Source organism: Avibacterium sp. 20-126 (genome assembly GCF_044358625.1).
Classification (GTDB): Bacteria; Pseudomonadota; Gammaproteobacteria; order Enterobacterales; family Pasteurellaceae; genus Avibacterium.
The window spans coordinates 287,975-307,110 of record NZ_CP091457.1 but is presented as its reverse complement, the minus strand read 5'-3'; the positions used below and the strand labels follow the sequence as shown (position 1 = coordinate 307,110).

The following is a 19,136-nucleotide window of genomic DNA, read 5'->3' as shown; positions in this document are numbered from 1 at the left end:
GTGCTATGATACGCACTTTTGCCCCATTTGCAAAGCATAATTTTTATACAAAATTCATTTTTTTCAATTGATTTGATTTAGGTCTATTAATTGCTCAGAAAAATGAAAAAACATCCCCTCCGGTAATAACCATTAATCATAACTAGCAGAGTTATACTCATTTATAAGTATTCAGTTGTATTTTCGAGAATTATTTTTTATCATTAAATTGATAATGATTATCATTTTAATAAAAGGGGATTAATAATGAAATTTAAAAAGTGTTATTTATCATTCATATTTTGTTTAAATACTATAGTAAATGCAGAGGAATTAGAAACGATTGTAATCAAAAGTAAAGCGGAAACTCAAACGGAGCAGAAAAAAGACGAAATCTATTTACGTAATATCACCAATATGTATTCTGATAAAGAAACCGTGGAACGCTATAAAGGGGCGGCCCCTGCGGATCTGTTTCAAGCCTTTAATGGGGTGTACAGTGGTGATGCGCGCAATAGTGGTGCCGTTGATCCAAATATTCGTGGCGTGCAAGGACAGGGGCGTATTCCTGTAACAATTGATGGCACAGAGCAGGCAATTACAACTTGGCGCGGTTACAACGGGGCAAATAATCGAAATTATCTTGATCCGAATTTAATTGGTGGCATCACCATTGAAAAAGGGCCAGCGTTAGCGGCAGGAACGGCAAGTGGCATTGGTGGGACGGTTAAAATGCGTACCATTGATGTTGATGATATTGTGGCTCCCAATCAAAAAGTCGGTGTGGAATTAAAACTTGAAGCGAGTAATAACTCAGTCAAAGAACATCCTAATAACCTGCACTTAGGTGAAGATTCTCGTATGTATGATCCTTTCCCAGGTGATTTCCTTCCTACTACCTTGGTCAAGCCTAAAACTAAAGGAGAATGGGGCAAAGATAATGCAATGCGTTTAGCCGTTGGATTGCGTGAAGAAAAATTTGATCTGCTAGCCGCTTATAGTTATCGCAGTAAGGGCAATTATCTATCCGGGCAAGGTAGTTCTCATCGTTACGAAGGGAGCCTTGATGAAAAATCGGGACGTGAGTTAAAACAAATGGAGCCGAATTTACCTTTTGCTGCCTCAATTTATCGCCCCCATACCGAAATCCCGAATACCTCAAGTACAATGGAGTCTTATTTATTAAAGAATACTTGGCGATTCACTGATAAACAAGAACTCAAACTGGGCTACCGTCATACTAAAATGACTTATGGCGAGATTATGCCTTCTCGTCTAGATTTTTCAAAATTTTATGACCGCGTGCCTCAATGGCCTTTAGCCACGGTAACTCAGCACGCTTTTAACGCTGATTATCATTATAACCCCGATAACCCATTGATTAATTTAAAAGCGGGGATATGGTACACACGCACTATTAGCGATACCAATACCTCTGGCGGTAATCCTCGAGAGCCAAATGAGCTAGATAATGAATTTATGGGGATTGCAATGCAAAAATGCTATAGACCAATGAATGAGGAGGATCTTGCTAACTCCACGCCAGATGAGTTTATGAATCAATTTGATTTAAATTGTATGAAAGCCGAACAGGCAGAATGGAGCAAAACGCACCCGAATACCAATGGCAAATATAATTTTGTCAATGCTGCACAATCTAATGCTTATAACACCCGAAAAGGATTTAACCTCAGCAATCAAATGCATTTGACAGATAAATTGGATTTAACCCTTTCTGGCTCATTTCAAAAAGAACGCCTCACTAGTGATCACCTAAAATCACAACCAAACCCAAATAGCATCTATGAAAGCCCTGCAAGAATGGGGCGTCGACAAGAGTGGGATATTGCCTTTAATTTTAACTATCGCCCAACTAATTGGTTAATGCTGACTGCTGGGGCTCGTTATAATGAATATTGGTCTTATGATGATTATTTAGATAGATTGGTTAAATCAGGGGTACTTTATAAACCTTATGAAGATAATCCAACTCGCCCTAGACAAATTTCTATTGGTAAAACACTATCTTTTGATGAAATTGTTTCACAAGATATTTGGAATCAATACCAACAATTAATGACAGAAAAAGATAACTTAAGAGATGAGTATAAAAACAGATTAGGTAACAGATATCGTAGAGATCCAGAGTACAGAAAGAAAGATAGAGAAATCGTTGATAAACTTGATGCACTTTTAGGGGAAAGCGGAGATTGGACCACTTTAAAAGAGGATGGCATTATTAGAAAACATTCTGTAGATATAGATTTCCATAGTGATGGTCGTTTACATAAAGAAGATAATCCTTTTTATAATGGCACACTAAAAAATGAAACAGTGATTAATCCAGTCACAGGAAAAGTAACTGACAAATATGTTAACAGCTCTTTAGGAGAGCATTATCAACCTTTAAAAGAAAGCGATAAATTAAAAAAAGTGGAAAAACATCGTGCTCACGCTTTTGCACCTGCATTTTCGGCAACGGCATTTTTAACGGATAATTCCAGGGTATATCTTCGTTATACACAATATGCCCGTATGCCAAGTATTTTTGAAGATACCGTTGGCTTTTCCGCCAGTGCAGATACTAATGCGCGTTTCAAAGATGCCCGCTTAAAGCCTGAACGTGCTAAAAATATTGAGGTAGGCTATGCCTATGATTTTAGTTCCTTATTTAGCACACCTACCAAAGCAGATGTAAAATTCAGCTATTACCACAATGTCACTAAAAATGTCATCGACCGTAATACAGATTTCCGTTTTGTTCAATTAGATAAACGGGTTGTTGATGGCATAGAACTTCAAGCCCGCTATGATAACGGCGACTATTTTGCTGATTTTGGCGTGTCTTATAACCTTAAAAATAAAGTTTGTGATGCGGATATGGCAGTGGAAATGGATCCCGTTGCAATGCGCGTACCACATTGTATGACGGGCGGCTTCCCTTGGGGGTATTTACGCACCCAATTACAACCAAAATATTCCATTACGGCGAATCTAGGTGGACGTTTCTTTGATCGTAAATTAGAAATTGGTAGCCGCTGGCTTTATCACAGCAAAGCTGTCAATAAAGAAGAAGCAAGATTATTTGAACTCAATGAAAACCTCTCTACAAATGAAAAAATTGACTTAGGTTGGAATAGACCAATGTATTGGCAACCTGTGTTAGTAGTCGATGCTTATATTAAATATCAATTTTCACCAAATCTAACCGTTGAGTTCACAGGTACTAATTTAACTGATCGCTATTATCTTGATCCAATGACACGTTCAATGATCCCCGCACCAGGGAGAACATTTAAATTGGGATTAACTGCGAAATTTTAATTTCAGCTTTGGCTGGGGTTAAAAAAGCGGTCATTTCCCTTCGCTCTCACACAACAGGGAAATGACCAAAACGCATCAGAATGATGCCAATAAAACGGGGAACATCCCCATTCTCAAAAAGGAAAAGAGTATGAAAAATATTTCTTTAAAAATGACCGCACTTAGTGTAACCCTATTTGCTTGCCTATCCGCTCAAGGGGCTGTTACTTCAGGTATTTCTAACGGCAGTGCTAATTTATCTGTAGCAAATCCATCCGCAGCACATAATGGTTGGTTTCATTCTGATGAAGGTGGTTTACCCGGTGTAAAAGTTAAAGGTGTCACCTCTAAAGTGACGAGCTTTAAATCCTTAACGAAAATTACCAAAAACACTCAATGGATGCGTGCTTTTGGTGGTGTCGATAATGATAATGTGGTCGTACTTAAAATGAACAATATGCCAAGCTGGGTACCTGGATTCCATAATAAACTCGGCAACTTTGCGTTCAAAAAAGTGGGCGAGCAAGAGCTGTATTATGGCGAATGGGTGGCGCGTGATGCCGATGCGACAAAAGAGCGCGTGGTGTATTATGCAGGAAATGAGAAAACCGTCGCCTTACCAAAAGGCGGTAAAGCCACTTATACTGTAACAGGTATCAATAACAACAATGATCTTAATAAAGGGGTATTGAAAGGGCAATTTAATGCTGACTTTGAGAAAGGTACGCTAGAAGGAACTATGGCAAGAAGAGATCTTGAAATTGAAATTGATGCAAAAATTAATAAGCAAAATGCAAGTTTCAAGGGAGATGCCTTTGCAAATGGTGTAGTCGATGGTACGACCAGCGGACAATTCTTTGGTAAAGACGCCGCTGCATTAGCGGGGTACGCTAAATTTGCCGATAACCAATATGACACTGCCTTTGGTGGTAGCAAAAATAAATAAATTCATAGGGGGAGCCTTCCCCCTTTTTCCTATTTTTATTAGATGTTAAAGCCTATGAAAAACTATTTTTTAATTTTGTTGGGCGTTGCCTTTCTCAGGGCTTTGCCAAGCTATGCAAATGAAAATACAGAACAAGGTCTGCAACTATGGCAAAACTCCCAACAAAAAATCAATCAACAACAAAAAGAAGCAGCGTTATTCCCATTTCCAAATAACCAGAAAGAAAATGAAATCACCTTAGATGGACAATCTTTTTCTGTAGCGAATACTGAAGCCGATGTAGGACAAGCTCTTTATATTGCGGTAAATCAACAACTTTGGCATTATGCAGAAAAATTTTTACAGCAATATCGCCAATTTCCCCAGCATAGAAAAGAACTGGTATGGTTCGCCCAAGGGGCGCTCGCCCGCCAGCGGGGTGAATTAATTAAAGCGGAAGCAGAATATCAAAAATTATTAGAATCTGAACCTACTTTTTTACGGGGGCAATTAGATTTAGCACGCATTCTATTTGAAAATAAAAAGAATAAAGAAGCCAGTAAGCTGTTTTCTCAGCTCGTTCAAATGCCCTTACCTAATGAAGTGAACGCATTATTAAAGGAATATTTACAAGTTTTAAAAGAACGGGAGCAATGGCACGGTGAATTACGTGTTGGTTATCGCTATCAAAAAAATATCAATCAATCCCCAGAACATTATCGCTGTCTATTATTTTCTGGCTCCACTTGCATCGTTCAACGAGCCACCCCTAAAGTAATTAACGCAAAAGGTTGGGGATATGAGCTTAACCTAAATAGACATTTTAATTTAATAGGGAATCACGGAATAAATATTTATTTCAATAGCGAAGGACAATATTATCCAATGGCTCAAGAATATAATGATACCACATTTAAAACACATATTGGATATACTTTTCAAGATGCGAAAAGAGAGCTTATTATTTCCCCTCTTTTTGAATATGAATTGTTTGCTAATAAGCGTTATTACCACGCTTTTGGAGGACATTTAGGATGGATGCAATCTCTTTTAAAAAAACATTTTCTCAATGTACAACTTGAGTACAAACATTTATCTTATAATTCAAATTATAGTGCGGTAGAAAATGCAGGTATTTCATCTTTATATACAACTTGGTATTACACGCCTCATTATAATACCACGCTCTTTATAGGAGGTGATGGGAAATACCGCAATGTTACAGACAAAACAAATGCCTATAAAATGCTTGGCACAAGATTTGGTCTTTATCACCAATTTAATGAAAAACTAAACCTGACATTACTGGCTTCAATAAAGCGAACTAATTATTTACGATACAATGCCATTTTAGAAACCAAAAGAAAAGATAACCAATTAATTTATCAAGCTATCTTAGCGTTCCCTAACATCTTTTATGAAAAACTCACACCAAATTTAATCATAAAAAGAACAATTAATCGTAGTAATGTAGATTGGCTTTATTCTTATAAACAAACTGAATTACAATTTAATTTGCATTTCATTTTTTAAATTTATAGTGCTGAAAATAAATTTCAGCACTTACATCTTACTTACCAGCCTTTCCCGTAATTCTGCACCATTCTTCGCGGATTGCCACTGGCTCTAGGATAAATTGATTTTCGTAAGCTTGGCAAACTGATTGAGCTTGCGTTTCTAAAATGCCCGATAAACCAAGTAAACCTTGTGGTTTGACTAATTGAGTGATAGCCGGCGCAAGTTCTTTTAATGGACCAGCCAAAATGTTAGCGACAACAACATCAGCTTGCAAATCCGCTGGTGCATCTTTAGCTAAAAAGAGTTGTAGGCGGTCGCTCACGCCATTTTGTTCTGCATTATTGCGACTGGCTAAAATCGCTTGTGGGTCAATATCAATACCAATCGCATTTTTCGCCCCTAATTTTAGGGCGGCAATGGCTAAAATCCCGGAACCGCAGCCAAAATCAATGACGGTTTTATTGCTTAAATCTAAGCTATCTAGCCATTCTAAGCAAAGCGCCGTCGTTGGGTGCGTGCCTGTTCCAAAGGCTAGTCCCGGATCAAGCATAACATTTACCGCATTTTGATCGGGAACGTCTCGCCAGCTTGGGCAAATCCATAAACGTTTACCAAACTGCATTGGGTGGAAATTGTCCATCCATTCACGTTCCCAATCTTTATCTTCAATTTGTTCGATTTTATAGGCAGTTTCTTTACTTAAATGCCCCGCACTTTTGAGTAAAGCAACAATCTGTTGCATATCGGTTTCGGCATCAAATAAGGCGATCACATCGGTGTTCCCCCACAAACGCGTTTCACCGGGAAGTGGTTCAAAAATCGGGGTATCTTGGCTATCCATAAAGGTTACCGAAACTGAACCAATTTCTTCTAAATAATCACTAATTGTTTCCGCTTGTTGATTGGTACTATTAATGCGGATTTGAACCCAAGCCATAATTTTTCCTTACTAAAATAAAAAGGTTAATAAATAAGAGCCGTTTAAATTGGAAATCAAATAAGATAGCTCGCGGCGTACTATTCAGCGCGTATGCGGCGAGCCTATCCGGTATTATTGTCAACTCAAATGACGATATTATTGAGATTTTTCACCAAACTTGTTACCGATCAGAAAAGCGATTAAGCCAAATAATAAAGACGGCACAATGGCGTGAAAATCAAATAGTTTAATACTTGCGGCGGTTAAGCCTACATAAGTGGTTAAGCCCACTACCATTGAGCAAATTGCACCAACGGCATTGGCTTTCTGCCAATATAATCCCAACACGATCACCCATAAAAAAGCGGCTTCCAAACCACCAAAGGCGAAAAGGTTTAACCAAATAATCATTTTTGGCGGATTTAACGCCGCCAAGATCAAAAGTGCGGTTAAAATTAACGTAATAATTGAAGAAAACCAGCTAATCTTTTTTTGATTTTGTGCCATTTCAGGCTTGGTGCTGAGATATAAATCCTTAACAAAAATAGATGAGGATTGAATGAGCTGCGCATCAATCGTGGACATAATGGCAGACATTGGTGCAGCAAGGAAAATACCCGCGACAATTGGCGGAAGCACTTGTAACATTAACGTTGGGATCACCTGATCCGGCACGTCTAACGCGGGTAAAATTGCGCGCCCTAATGCACCAGAAAGATGCATACCCAACATCACTAACGCTAAAACAATCGTGCCAATTAACATTCCATTGTGCAAAGCTTTACTGTCTTTAAACGCCATACAACGCACCGCCGTATGAGGCAAGCCGACTACGCCAAAACATACCAAAACCCAGAAAGAGGCCATAAATTGAAAGCCTAACATCTCATTTGGCCCATAAGGACTGGTTAAGTGCGGGTCAATTTCATTGAGTTTTTGCACCGCACTTTCAATTCCCCCCGCGGCATAGATCGTTGCCCCAAGTAAAATAATCGTGCCAAGAATCATTACCGTTCCTTGAATGGTATCCGTCAGTACCACCGCACGAAATCCACCAATAAAGGTATAAAGCCCCACTGTAACGGCAAAAATCAGTAACGCATTGGTATAACTAATGCCAATAGTGGTTTCCAGCAAGCGCGCACCGCCAATAAATTGCACGGTCATTGCGGCAAAGAAAGCAATTAATAATGCAATACAAGAAATCCAGACTAAATATTTATTTTTATAACGATAAAGTAATAAGTCATTGATTGTTAAGGCTTTACTTTCACGAGAAAGTAAGGCGAACTTTTTCCCCAACGCACCAAGCGCCAGCCATACTGCGGGTACTTGAATCATTGCCAGTAATACCCAACCTAGACCAAATTTATACGCCGCGCCCGGTCCTCCGACAAAAGAGCTGGCGCTGGCATAGGTGGATGCGGTGGTCATCGCAAGTACAAAGCCTGTCATAGAGCGGTTGCCAACATAATATTCAGTTAAGAAATCGCCTTTAGAACGTTTCGTATAAGCATAAATTGCTGCACCAAACACAAAAGCAAGGTAAATACCTAAAGGGAAAATAATACCGAGATTCATTATTCAACATCCTTGTTTTCGAGTTTAATATTTTCTAAATCAATCTCTTGATACACAATTTTTATCACCCAATAAGCCACCACGATAAATAGCACTGGCAAATAAATGCAAGCCAATTCAAACCAGAGTGGAAAACCGAGCGGTCCTTGAGAATCTTTGGGTAAATAAGCACATAAACACCAACCCACGACATAAAGCAAGGTCAGCCCAAACGCCCAACGCGCTTCTTTTGTGGCTTGCTGATAACGAGAATGTTGTTTCATCGCTTTTGTTGTTCTCCTAATTTGTTATGTTTATCGCTAAATTTTCATACGGCAACACGCGAGCAAAATTTCAGACGAATTGAGTTATTTGCTCAGTGCCTAATCTTAGCAAAATATATTGACAAAAATCACGTTAAATAGCGTGAAAATTGTCGATTAAATGATTGAAATCAGGCAAGGCAATGTTGTGTTATTTCAAATTAAACAACAAAATTTTGTAAATTTTGCTCCGCACTTTTTTTACGCGTAATAATAAAGAAAGTGATTACCCCCCCCCAAAATTCTGTAATAAAAAAGGCGTTATTTAAAACGCCTTGTGGATTGAATGATGGAATTAATCGTGCATTCCTAATTTCTTCTCTAGATAGTGGATATTTGTACCACCTTTTTGGAAGTTTTCATCCGATAAAATCAGATCGTGGAGTGGAATATTGGTTTTAATGCCATTAATGATTGTTTCACCTAAGGCATTTTGCATACGACGGATGGCCACTTCTCGGTTATCGCCATAAGTGATCAATTTTGCGATCATTGAATCATAATGTGGCGGAACGGTATAGCCCGTATAAATATGCGAATCCCAACGTACCCCTAAACCACCGGGAGCGTGTAAATGGCTAATTTTCCCTGGAGAAGGTAAGAAGCTTTTTGGATCTTCGGCATTGATACGGCATTCAATAGCGTGTCCACGCACTTTAATCTCTTCTTGTTTGATAGAAAGTGGTAAGCCTGAGGCAATTAATAATTGCTCTTTCACCAAATCCACGCCCGTAATCATTTCTGTAACGGGGTGTTCAACTTGAATACGAGTGTTCATTTCGATGAAATAGAATTCGCCATTTTCATATAAGAATTCAAACGTCCCCGCACCACGGTAGCCAATTTCTACACAGGCTTTTGCACAACGTGAACCAATATCACGGCGCATTTCTTCAGTAATCCCCGGCGCTGGCGCTTCTTCCACTACTTTTTGGTGGCGACGTTGCATTGAGCAATCACGTTCTGCTAAATAAACCGCATTGCCGTGCGTATCTGCCAGCACTTGAATTTCAATATGGCGTGGATTTTCTAAATATTTCTCCATATATACCATATCGTTGTTGAACGCGGCTTTTGCTTCGGCTTTAGTCATTGCAATAGATTCTTCCAAAGAATGTTCATCACGCACCACACGCATACCACGACCGCCACCGCCACCAGAGGCTTTAATAATCACAGGATAACCAATGCGTTTGGCAATTTCTTTGTTTTTCTTCATATCACTGCCAACAGGGCCATCAGAACCCGGTACGCAAGGCACGCCCGCTTTTTTCATTGCGTTAATGGCAGAAACTTTATCCCCCATTAGACGAATGACATCGGCAGTTGGGCCAATAAAGGTGAACCCCGAACGCTCTACTTGTTCAGCAAAATCGGCATTTTCAGATAAAAAACCATATCCCGGGTGAATAGCATCTGCGCCCGTAACTTCTGCAGCCGCAATCAGCGCAGGGATATTTAAATAACTTTTGGTTGAAGGCGCAGGCCCGATGCAGACGGTTTCATCTGCTAATAAGACGTGTTTTAATTCACGATCTGCGGTGGAGTGAACCGCAACGGTTCGGATACCCAGCTCTTTACAAGCACGTAAAATGCGTAGGGCAATTTCTCCACGGTTGGCTATTACAACTTTTTCTAACATAAGAATGATCTCTTAGAATTGTTAGGCAGAATGTTGTTCCGCCTAAATAGAAATGATTTATTCGATAACAATTAATGGTTCATCAAATTCAACCGGTTCACCGTCATTAATTAGGATTGCTTTTACCACACCGGCTTTATCTGCTTCAATACGGTTCATCATTTTCATTGCTTCAACAATACACAAGGCATCACCGACTTTCACGCTTTGTCCCACTTCTACAAACGGTTTCGCATCAGGGCTTGGGCTACGGTAAAAGGTTCCAACCATTGGTGAACGAACTTGATGACCTGAAACCTCGGTGCTTGCCTGAGGCTCAACAGTAGCTGTTGGCGCTGCAACAGGCGCTGGTGCAACTTGAGGCGCTGCAGCAGGAAGCGTATATTGCACTGCTGTTGAGGAAGGAGAGCCACGATTAATACGAACAGACTCTTCACCTTCTGAAATCTCAAGCTCCATAATGCCTGATTCTTCAACTAATTCGATAAGTTTTTTAATTTTACGAATATCCATAATTTTTTCCTAAAATGTTAATATTTTTCACCGCACTTTAATGACGTTATGAAAAACAAAGTGCGGTGTTTTTTTAACTTAAATTGCCGCCACAAAGATTACCTTAAAATAATCTTTTTGGCGATAAAATTCTGTTAATTTCGTTAAAATTTCCGTAATTTATGCCTTATTTTGCAAATATTGCAACGCATAATGGAAGGCAAATTCATAGCCTTTTGCCCCTAAACCACAAATCACCCCTTCAGCCACATCGCTAAAATAAGAATGATGGCGGAATGGTTCGCGTTTATGAATATTCGATAAATGGACTTCAACAAACGGAATGGCGACGGCTAATAAGGCATCGCGTAGTGCGACACTGGTGTGGGTATAAGCAGCAGGATTAATAATAATAAAATCAATTTGTTGAAAACTTTGATGAATTTTATCTATCAGTTTTTCTTCGCTATTTGCTTGAAAGCAGGTTAATGCTAAGCCGTGCTGTTGTGCAAGCTGTTGCATTTGTTGTTCAATAGCAGATAAAGAAAGCGTGCCATAATGTTTAGGTTCTCGCTTGCCTAACATATTTAGATTTGGGCCATTCAGTAACAAAATTCGTGCAGATGCTGACATAATTAATCCTTTTTCCCTTAACTTGTTGCATTATAATGATTTTTATAAAAATCGCAGTAGCCTTCTCGGTGGTCTAACCAATAAGGGCTTATTGTATCGTTATTGGCGTGATCTGTTCACTATTGAGATCTAAGACCGGTAAGGTTGAACCTTGCCATTGGCGAATTAATTGGTATTGCATTAGATCTAATGTATCTAAGCCCGGTGTTGTATTGGGCGTATAACGCTGTGCGATACGGGCTAATTGGGTTAAACCAAAACTACTTTCTAATGCGGAACTGATTACCGCCATAATGCCTTGTTGATGGGCTTGTTGAATTAACCTAATACAGCGCTCTAAACTGCCAACAAGGGTTGGTTTGATAATAATGGCAGCTAAGTGCGGTTCTTTTTCTACAACAAAATTGGCTTCTCGTACACTTTCATCCCACGCAATCGCAATGCCTGTTTGTTGGGCAAATTGACGGCTTTCTTCACGAGAGCGACAAGGTTCTTCTACAAACTGAATACGGGAGCGGTGTGCTGGCTTAATATATTTGGCGAAAAGTTGTGCTTTGGCGGGTGTCCAAGCGCGGTTTGCATCTAAACGTAATTGCAATTCAGGAATGGCTTCTAAAAACATATCGGCTATTAATCCATCACGATTCGCTTCATATAAGCCCACTTTGATTTTTGCGACTTTTTCCCCTTCAAGTTGCATTAATTCAGCATAAAGTTCATCGGGATCACCATAACAAAGCGGGGCAGTGCGATAATTCCCCTCTGTCGGTAATTCCCCTTTCATTTCGGCTAAGGCACAACTTAGCCCAAATGCCACGGAAGGAAATAATCCTTCTAAGGACAATTTCTGATTTTGACTCCGTGCCTTATCCCAGTCTTTCAACCATTGAATCGCTTGCGCTTCCGCCTGTGCTAAGGTTTCTTGGCTAAATTCGGGTAAAGGTGCGATTTCTCCCCACCCTTCGTGTTCACCACAGCGAATTTTTACAAGCAACCCTTCTCGTAATTTTAAAAAACGGTTGCGTAATACCACTTGGGAATCCATAGGGATTTGATAACGATAGAGTTGATAGGAACGCATATTTTCTCCTTTTATTGATTGAGCTGTTTTGTTGGCTTAGCCAGAAAAAAGCAAATGACACAGAGGATAGCAAGAATGACAGACAGAAATAACCCTGTGAGTAAGGTGGCAAGGAAACTATGTAAAAATAATGGTAAGGAACTGCCAAATAACACTTCCAATAACGCTAATGCGAGAAAGCCACACCAAAATTCAATGGAAACGTGTAATAAAACAGCAATTTGCAAGCCCCCTCTGATCAAAGCACTTCTTCGTAATGCTTTATGCCAACGTAATTTTTGCTTAATCAGTAAGTGGTAATCGACAAAGGTATAAAAAGCAATAAAGCAGAGAACACCGATACACATTCCTAGTATAGACATCGGGTGGGAAGAGATCAGCAAGCCAAAGAAAAAACACACAGCGGTGTTAAATAACACAACGGCTGTCCAAAAGAAAAGCAGTTTTTTAAGTGAAATTGAGGTCATCATTCTGTATTCGGGATAAAATAAAAGTGCGGTAAAAAATGATGAAAATTTTTACCGCACTAGTCAATTATGGGTTACGCTTAAATTTACTGAAATCAGGCGCGCGTTTCTCATTGAATGCGTTACGCCCCTCTTGCCCTTCTTCAGTCATATAAAATAACATCGTTGCGTTCCCCGCCAATTCTTGTAAACCCGCTTGACCATCACAATCTGCGTTTAATGCGGCTTTTAGACAACGTAATGCAATTGGGCTATTGCGAAGCATTTCGCGACACCAGCGCACGGTTTCTTTTTCTAAATCAGCGTACGGCACAACGGTATTGACTAAGCCCATTTCTAAGGCTTCTTGCGCATTGTATTGACGGCATAAGAACCAAATTTCACGGGCTTTTTTCTGTCCGACAATTCGTGCCATATAACTTGCCCCCCAGCCACCATCAAAGGATCCGACTTTCGGGCCTGTTTGACCAAAAATTGCGTTTTCGGCAGCGATGGTAAGATCGCAAAGCATATGTAACACGTGTCCACCACCAATCGCATAGCCTGCCACCATTGCCACAACGGGTTTCGGACAGCTGCGAATATCACGTTGAAAATCCAAAACATTAAGATGATGCACGCCTGCGTCGTCTTTATAACCACCGTAATCACCACGGACTTTTTGATCTCCGCCAGAGCAAAAGGCTTTTTCTCCTTGTCCTGTTAGCACGATTACCCCAACATTTTCATCAAAGCGTGCATCAGAAAAAGCGTGGATCATTTCTTTTACCGTTTGAGGACGAAAGGCATTGCGAACCTCGGGGCGATTAATCGTAATTTTGGCGATCCCGTCAGTGGATTTATGATACAAAATATCACTATACCCTGCGCTGTGGTCTGCCCATTCTACGGGGGCGTAAAGTACATCATCTTTTGGATTTTGCATAATTAATTCCTTTGCTAAATAAATCGGTAAGCATTATAGCTTAATCTAGAAATGACGAAAAGCCAGCGAATGCTCAAAAAAGCCCCGCATTTGCGAGGCTTGGTTTACCGCAAAAGTGCGGTGTTTTTTTAGCAACAATTAGGATTGGGTTGCAATCACGTTACCATCGACATAATCAATCGTAACTGTTTTTCCCGGTAAAAGCTCACCAGAAAGAATTTGTTGGGCAAGCGGATTTTCCACTTCTTGCTGGATTGCACGTTTCAGTGGTCTTGCACCATAAATTGGGTCATAACCAATTTCCCCAATGAAATCTAATGCCGCATCGGTAAAACTTAGATGATAACCATGTGATTCCATCCGTTTTTCTAAACGTTGTAATTGAATTTTTGCAATCGTGCGAATATTGGCTTTATCCAATGGGTGGAAGACCACCGTTTCGTCAATCCGATTGATAAATTCTGGACGGAAGTGTTGGCTTACCACCGACATCACGACCTCTTTCATACCTGCATAATCAAGATCTTGGTTACCTTGAATCAGATCAGAACCGAGGTTTGAGGTCATAATCACAACGGTGTTACGGAAATCAACCGTGCGACCTTGTCCATCAGTTAAGCGTCCATCATCAAGCACTTGTAATAAGATATTGAAAACATCAGGGTGCGCTTTTTCTACTTCATCTAATAACACCACAGAATAAGGGCGACGGCGTACTGCTTCGGTTAAATAGCCCCCTTCTTCATAGCCCACATATCCCGGTGGGGCGCCGACTAAACGCGAGACACTGTGTTTTTCCATAAATTCTGACATATCAATACGAACCATCGCATTTTCATCATCAAATAAGAAACTTGCCAATGTTTTGCACAATTCCGTTTTACCCACACCTGTTGGCCCTAAGAATAAGAATGAACCAATCGGGCGATTTGGATCGGATAATCCGGCACGGCTACGGCGAATCGCATTGGCAACTGCCACAACGGCTTCATTTTGTCCAACAACGCGTTTATGAAGTACATTTTCCATACGTAATAATTTTTCTTTTTCCCCTTCCATCATTTTGGATACTGGGATACCCGTGGCACGGGAAAGCACTTCGGCAATTTCTTCATCGGTTACACGATAGCGTAATAAGTGCATTTCTTTACCCTCTGCACTTTCAGCTTGGGCAAGTTGGCGCTCTAATTCAGGGATACGTCCATATTGTAATTCAGACATTTTACTCAAATCACCAACACGGCGCGCTTGTTCCATTTGCGTACGGGAATTTTCTAATTCGGCTTTAATATGTTGCGTGCCAGATAGGGCTGCTTTTTCGCTTTTCCAAACGTCTTCTAATTCCGCATATTCACGTTCTTTTTCTGCCAGTTCTTTTTCAAGCATTTCTAAACGTTTACGGCTTGCGCTATCGTCTTCTTTTTGTAACGCTTGTTGTTCTAACTTGAGCTGGATAATACGGCGTTCCAAGCGATCAAGTTGTTCCGGTTTAGAATCAATTTCCATACGAATACTAGAGGCAGCTTCATCAATTAAATCGATCGCTTTATCAGGTAATTGGCGATCGGAGATATAACGATGTGAAAGTGTTGCCGCCGCGACAATCGCTGGGTCTGTAATTTGAACGTGATGATGAATCTCATAACGTTCTTTCAAACCACGTAAAATGGCAATGGTATCTTCAACCGTTGGCTCATCGACAAAAACTTTTTGGAAACGACGCTCAAGTGCGGCATCTTTTTCAATATATTGACGATATTCATCTAAGGTTGTTGCACCGACACAGTGCAATTCACCACGAGCAAGAGACGGTTTTAATAAATTTCCTGCATCCATTGCCCCATCAGTTTTACCTGCACCAACCATAGTGTGAATTTCATCAATAAATAAAATCACACGGCCTTCTTCTTTTGCAATTTCATTCAGTACAGCTTTTAAACGTTCTTCAAATTCACCACGGTATTTTGCGCCCGCAATTAATGCGCCCATATCAAGGGAAAGAACGCGTTTATTTTTTAATCCTTCTGGCACTTCACCATTAACGATACGTTGTGCCAATCCTTCCACAATGGCGGTTTTTCCCACACCCGGTTCACCAATCAGGACAGGGTTATTCTTAGTTCGGCGTTGTAACACTTGGATTGTGCGACGAATTTCTTCATCTCGCCCAATGACGGGATCTAACTTACCGCTTTCCGCACGTGCGGTTAAATCAATCGTATATTTTTCTAAGGCCTGACGGCTTTCTTCTGCATTTTGGTCATTCACGGATTGACCTCCTCTAATTTGTTCTATTGCTTGTTGTAAACGATCTTTTTTTGCACCGCACTTATGTAATAACTCACTTAGGCTACTTTTTTCTTCTAATGCGGCTAACAGAAAAAGTTCTGATGAAATATATTTATCTTGTTTTTGTTGTGCGAGCTTATCGCATAGATTTAATAAATTAACCAAGTTACGTGAAATTTGCACATCACCGCCATTCCCTGAAACCTGTGGTAAGCGATTCAGTTCCGCATTTAATTCATTACGTAACATTGCAACATTCACCCCACTTGCGGTTAAAATTGGGGCAACAGATCCGCCTTCTTGGTTTAACAAGGCTGTCATTAAATGTACGGGTTCAATAAATTGGTTATCTTTTCCTAAGGCTAAAGATTGGGCTTCAGCCAAGGCTTGTTGAAATTTAGTGGTAAATTTTTCTATATTCATTCTCTCTTCTTCCTATCTTTTGTTGCTTAAGTTTGAAAAGCAAGGCAATGCCATCGTATTTCAAAATCAAGCAATGATCATTATGCTATCTCGCATTTTGGCGAGTTTCTCTTGTTCAAGTAAGTAAGGACTAATTTGTAAATTTCAAGCATAAAATAAAAAAAATTTAAGCAAAATCTATTAATACCGTTAGAACAATAGGTTGCATAAATGAGTAGTTTACTCAATTGTTCTTCACCTTTATAATTGCGCTTAATTAATGATTTTCAATAAGGATGGAAAAATGCAATTTTCCAAAATGCACGGATTAGGCAATGATTTTGTTGTGGTTGATGCGGTAACGCAAAATGCTTATTTTCCCACTGAAATGATAAAAAAACTGGCCGATCGCCATACAGGCATTGGCTTTGATCAACTCCTTGTCGTTGAACCACCTTATGATCCCGAGCTAGATTTTCACTATCGTATCTTTAATGCAGATGGCAGTGAAGTGGCTCAATGTGGCAATGGCGCACGTTGTTTTGCCCGTTTTGTTACAATGAAAGGGCTAACCAATAAAAAAGACATTGCGGTCAGTACGGCAAAAGGCAAAATGATCTTAAGCGTACAAGATGATGGAATGATCCGTGTGAATATGGGTGAACCGATTTGGGAACCAAGCAAAATTCCATTTATCGCCAATAAATTTGAGAAAAATTACATTCTACGTACGGAAATTCAAACGGTATTATGTGGTGCAGTGTCAATGGGAAATCCTCATTGCGTTGTACAAGTGGAAGATATTGCCAGCGCCAATGTTGCCCAACTAGGCCCTTTACTTGAAAGCCACGAACGCTTTCCTGAACGAGTAAACGCAGGGTTTATGCAAATCATTAACCGTAATCATATTAAATTACGTGTTTACGAACGAGGCGCAGGAGAAACCCAAGCCTGTGGAAGTGGTGCCTGTGCCGCAGCAGCAGTAGGCATAATGCAAGGTTTACTTGATAATAAAGTGCAAGTTGATCTGCCCGGAGGTAGCCTCACCATTGAATGGCAAGGCGAAGGCCACCCACTTTATATGACAGGCGATGCGACACATATTTATGATGGGGTGATTAGACTGTAATTTTTCGTTATTTTACACCGCACTTTATGATAGGACAAAGTTAATGCAACAACACCTCAACACCTACTGGAACTACCTGCGTATTGAACGGCAGGTGAGTCCACATACATTGAGTAATTACCAGCGTCAGCTTGAGGCGGTGGTGGCGATGTTGCAGGAAAATGGGATAACACAATGGCAAGATATTACACCAAGTATAGTGCGGTTTGTCTTGGCGCAGAGTAAAAAGGCAGGCTTACACGAAAAAAGTTTGGCTTTACGATTATCTGCATTGCGTCAGTTTTTGAGTTATTTAGTTCAGCAAGGCGTGCTTGCTGTCAATCCTGTGGTTGGCGTTTCTGCGCCTAAACAAGGGAAACATTTACCAAAAAATTTGGATAATGAACAGGTTCAGCAATTATTAGCTAACGACAGTAAAGAGCCAATAGATTTACGCGATAAAGCGATGTTGGAATTAATGTATAGCTCAGGTTTACGTTTATCCGAATTGCAAGGATTGAATCTAAATAGCATTAACACGCGTGCGCGGGAGGTGCGTGTCATTGGGAAAGGGAATAAAGAACGTATTTTGCCTTTCGGCCGTTATGCCTCTCACGCGTTACAACAATGGTTAAAAGTGCGGTTGTTATTTAATCCAAAAGATGATGCTTTATTTGTGAGTCAATTAGGTAATCGAATGAGCCATCGTTCTATTCAAAAGCGAATGGAAGTGTGGGGAATTAAGCAAGGGCTATCTAGCCATTTGAACCCTCATAAATTGCGCCATTCTTTTGCCACACATATGCTTGAAAGTAGTTCCAATTTACGCGTGGTACAAGAATTGCTTGGACACAGTAATCTCTCTACCACGCAAATCTATACTCACCTTGATTTCCAACATTTAGCACAGGTTTACGATTCCGCACACCCAAGAGCGAAACGAAAAAAATCGTAAACGTTGCACCGTTTTTAGGGGGAACCCTATCCACTTATCACCCCACAAACACCCCAAACAAGGGGATATCCCAACTTTCTATGGGTAATGCGTCCACTTGTTGGCATTGGTGAGCTAAACCGATAGGAAGGAAGTTTTTTTGTTGCCAGTTTTGTAATGTTCTGTCATAAAAGCCACCGCCCATTCCAAGACGGTTGCCTTGTTTATCAAAGGCAACAAGTGGGGTGAAAAGAATATCAAGAGCATTGGTTGGAAGCACATTTCGTACATCTAATTTAGGTTCTAAAATACCAAATTTGTTTTTTTGTAATGGACTATCTGATTGATAGCGGAGAAATAACAAATGATTCGCTGCAAAAGGATGTAACACGGGGAGATAAACAGAGAGATTTTGTTGCCACAATTTTTGAATAAGCAGTTTGGTTGAGATTTCTCCGTCAAAAGAAAGGTATAATCCAATATGTTTAGCCTGTTTTTGCGTGATAAAATCAAGCGCTTGTTGGGTAATATTTTGTTCAGCAAGGCTTTGTTGAGCAGGGCTAAGAGATTGTCTTAATTGACGAATGTGTTGGCGAATAATTTGACGCTGTTGATTGCAGGTTGTAAGGTTCATTG

Annotated in this window: 16 protein-coding genes; 5 read left to right on the top strand and 11 right to left on the bottom strand. The window is 40.1% G+C overall.

Annotated elements, in window-relative coordinates:
• Nucleotides 1-246 precede the first annotated feature (246 nt).
• The 3 genes from L4F91_RS01460 (at nt 247) to L4F91_RS01450 (ending at nt 5,740) form a co-directional block, all read left to right on the top strand.
• Nucleotides 247-3,303, top strand: a complete 3,057-nt coding sequence (locus L4F91_RS01460; RefSeq protein ID WP_395896868.1) for a TonB-dependent receptor domain-containing protein — start codon at nt 247-249, stop codon at nt 3,301-3,303.
• 130 nt (nt 3,304-3,433) lie between these two features.
• Complete coding sequence (locus L4F91_RS01455; protein ID WP_395896866.1) at nt 3,434-4,228, top strand: Slam-dependent surface lipoprotein; 795 nt, start codon at nt 3,434-3,436, stop codon at nt 4,226-4,228.
• 54 nt (nt 4,229-4,282) lie between these two features.
• On the top strand, nt 4,283-5,740 hold the full coding sequence (locus L4F91_RS01450) for a surface lipoprotein assembly modifier (protein WP_395896864.1): 1,458 nt from the start codon (nt 4,283-4,285) through the stop codon (nt 5,738-5,740).
• 37 nt (nt 5,741-5,777) lie between these two features.
• Here the strand turns inward: L4F91_RS01450 and prmA are convergent, their stop codons facing one another.
• The 10 genes from prmA to clpB all read right to left on the bottom strand — a co-directional run bounded on the left by prmA (nt 5,778) and on the right by clpB (nt 16,479).
• Complete coding sequence (prmA, locus tag L4F91_RS01445) at nt 5,778-6,662, bottom strand: 50S ribosomal protein L11 methyltransferase (protein ID WP_395896862.1); 885 nt, start codon at nt 6,660-6,662, stop codon at nt 5,778-5,780.
• Nucleotides 6,663-6,800: 138 nt separating this feature from the next.
• Nucleotides 6,801-8,225 (bottom strand): sodium/pantothenate symporter, encoded by a 1,425-nt coding sequence (panF, locus tag L4F91_RS01440; protein ID WP_265762860.1) that lies wholly within the window; start codon nt 8,223-8,225, stop codon nt 6,801-6,803.
• Nucleotides 8,225-8,488 (bottom strand): YhdT family protein, encoded by a 264-nt coding sequence (locus L4F91_RS01435; protein ID WP_250350979.1) that lies wholly within the window; start codon nt 8,486-8,488, stop codon nt 8,225-8,227. Before L4F91_RS01435 ends, panF begins: the two co-directional genes overlap by 1 nt.
• 334 nt (nt 8,489-8,822) lie before the next feature.
• Nucleotides 8,823-10,169, bottom strand: a complete 1,347-nt coding sequence (gene accC, locus L4F91_RS01430) for an acetyl-CoA carboxylase biotin carboxylase subunit (protein WP_250350980.1) — start codon at nt 10,167-10,169, stop codon at nt 8,823-8,825.
• Nucleotides 10,170-10,226: 57 nt separating this feature from the next.
• A complete protein-coding gene (gene accB, locus L4F91_RS01425; RefSeq protein ID WP_395896859.1) occupies nt 10,227-10,682 on the bottom strand; it encodes an acetyl-CoA carboxylase biotin carboxyl carrier protein in 456 nt (151 codons plus the stop codon).
• A 159-nt stretch (nt 10,683-10,841) separates the two neighbouring features.
• Nucleotides 10,842-11,294, bottom strand: a complete 453-nt coding sequence (aroQ, locus tag L4F91_RS01420; RefSeq protein WP_250363618.1) for a type II 3-dehydroquinate dehydratase — start codon at nt 11,292-11,294, stop codon at nt 10,842-10,844.
• 88 nt (nt 11,295-11,382) lie between these two features.
• A complete protein-coding gene (gene menC, locus L4F91_RS01415) occupies nt 11,383-12,375 on the bottom strand; it encodes an o-succinylbenzoate synthase (protein ID WP_395896857.1) in 993 nt (330 codons plus the stop codon).
• Between the two features lie 11 nt (nt 12,376-12,386).
• Nucleotides 12,387-12,845 (bottom strand): hypothetical protein, encoded by a 459-nt coding sequence (locus L4F91_RS01410; protein ID WP_395896855.1) that lies wholly within the window; start codon nt 12,843-12,845, stop codon nt 12,387-12,389.
• A gap of 64 nt (nt 12,846-12,909) precedes the next feature.
• Nucleotides 12,910-13,767 (bottom strand): 1,4-dihydroxy-2-naphthoyl-CoA synthase, encoded by an 858-nt coding sequence (gene menB, locus L4F91_RS01405; RefSeq protein WP_250363615.1) that lies wholly within the window; start codon nt 13,765-13,767, stop codon nt 12,910-12,912.
• Nucleotides 13,768-13,905: 138 nt separating this feature from the next.
• Nucleotides 13,906-16,479, bottom strand: a complete 2,574-nt coding sequence (gene clpB / locus L4F91_RS01400) for an ATP-dependent chaperone ClpB (protein ID WP_395896852.1) — start codon at nt 16,477-16,479, stop codon at nt 13,906-13,908.
• A 283-nt stretch (nt 16,480-16,762) separates the two neighbouring features.
• Between clpB and dapF the strand changes: the two genes are divergently transcribed.
• Together dapF and xerC are read left to right on the top strand one after the other, a co-directional pair.
• Nucleotides 16,763-17,587: a diaminopimelate epimerase gene (gene dapF, locus L4F91_RS01395; RefSeq protein WP_250350987.1), complete on the top strand. Its 825-nt coding sequence runs from the start codon at nt 16,763-16,765 to the stop codon at nt 17,585-17,587.
• Between the two features lie 43 nt (nt 17,588-17,630).
• Nucleotides 17,631-18,521: a tyrosine recombinase XerC gene (gene xerC / locus L4F91_RS01390; RefSeq protein ID WP_395896850.1), complete on the top strand. Its 891-nt coding sequence runs from the start codon at nt 17,631-17,633 to the stop codon at nt 18,519-18,521.
• A gap of 37 nt (nt 18,522-18,558) precedes the next feature.
• Here the strand turns inward: xerC and L4F91_RS01385 are convergent, their stop codons facing one another.
• Nucleotides 18,559-19,134, bottom strand: coding sequence for a 5-formyltetrahydrofolate cyclo-ligase (locus L4F91_RS01385; protein WP_395896848.1), 576 nt, complete (start codon nt 19,132-19,134; stop codon nt 18,559-18,561).
• Between the last annotated feature and the right edge of the window lie 2 nt (nt 19,135-19,136).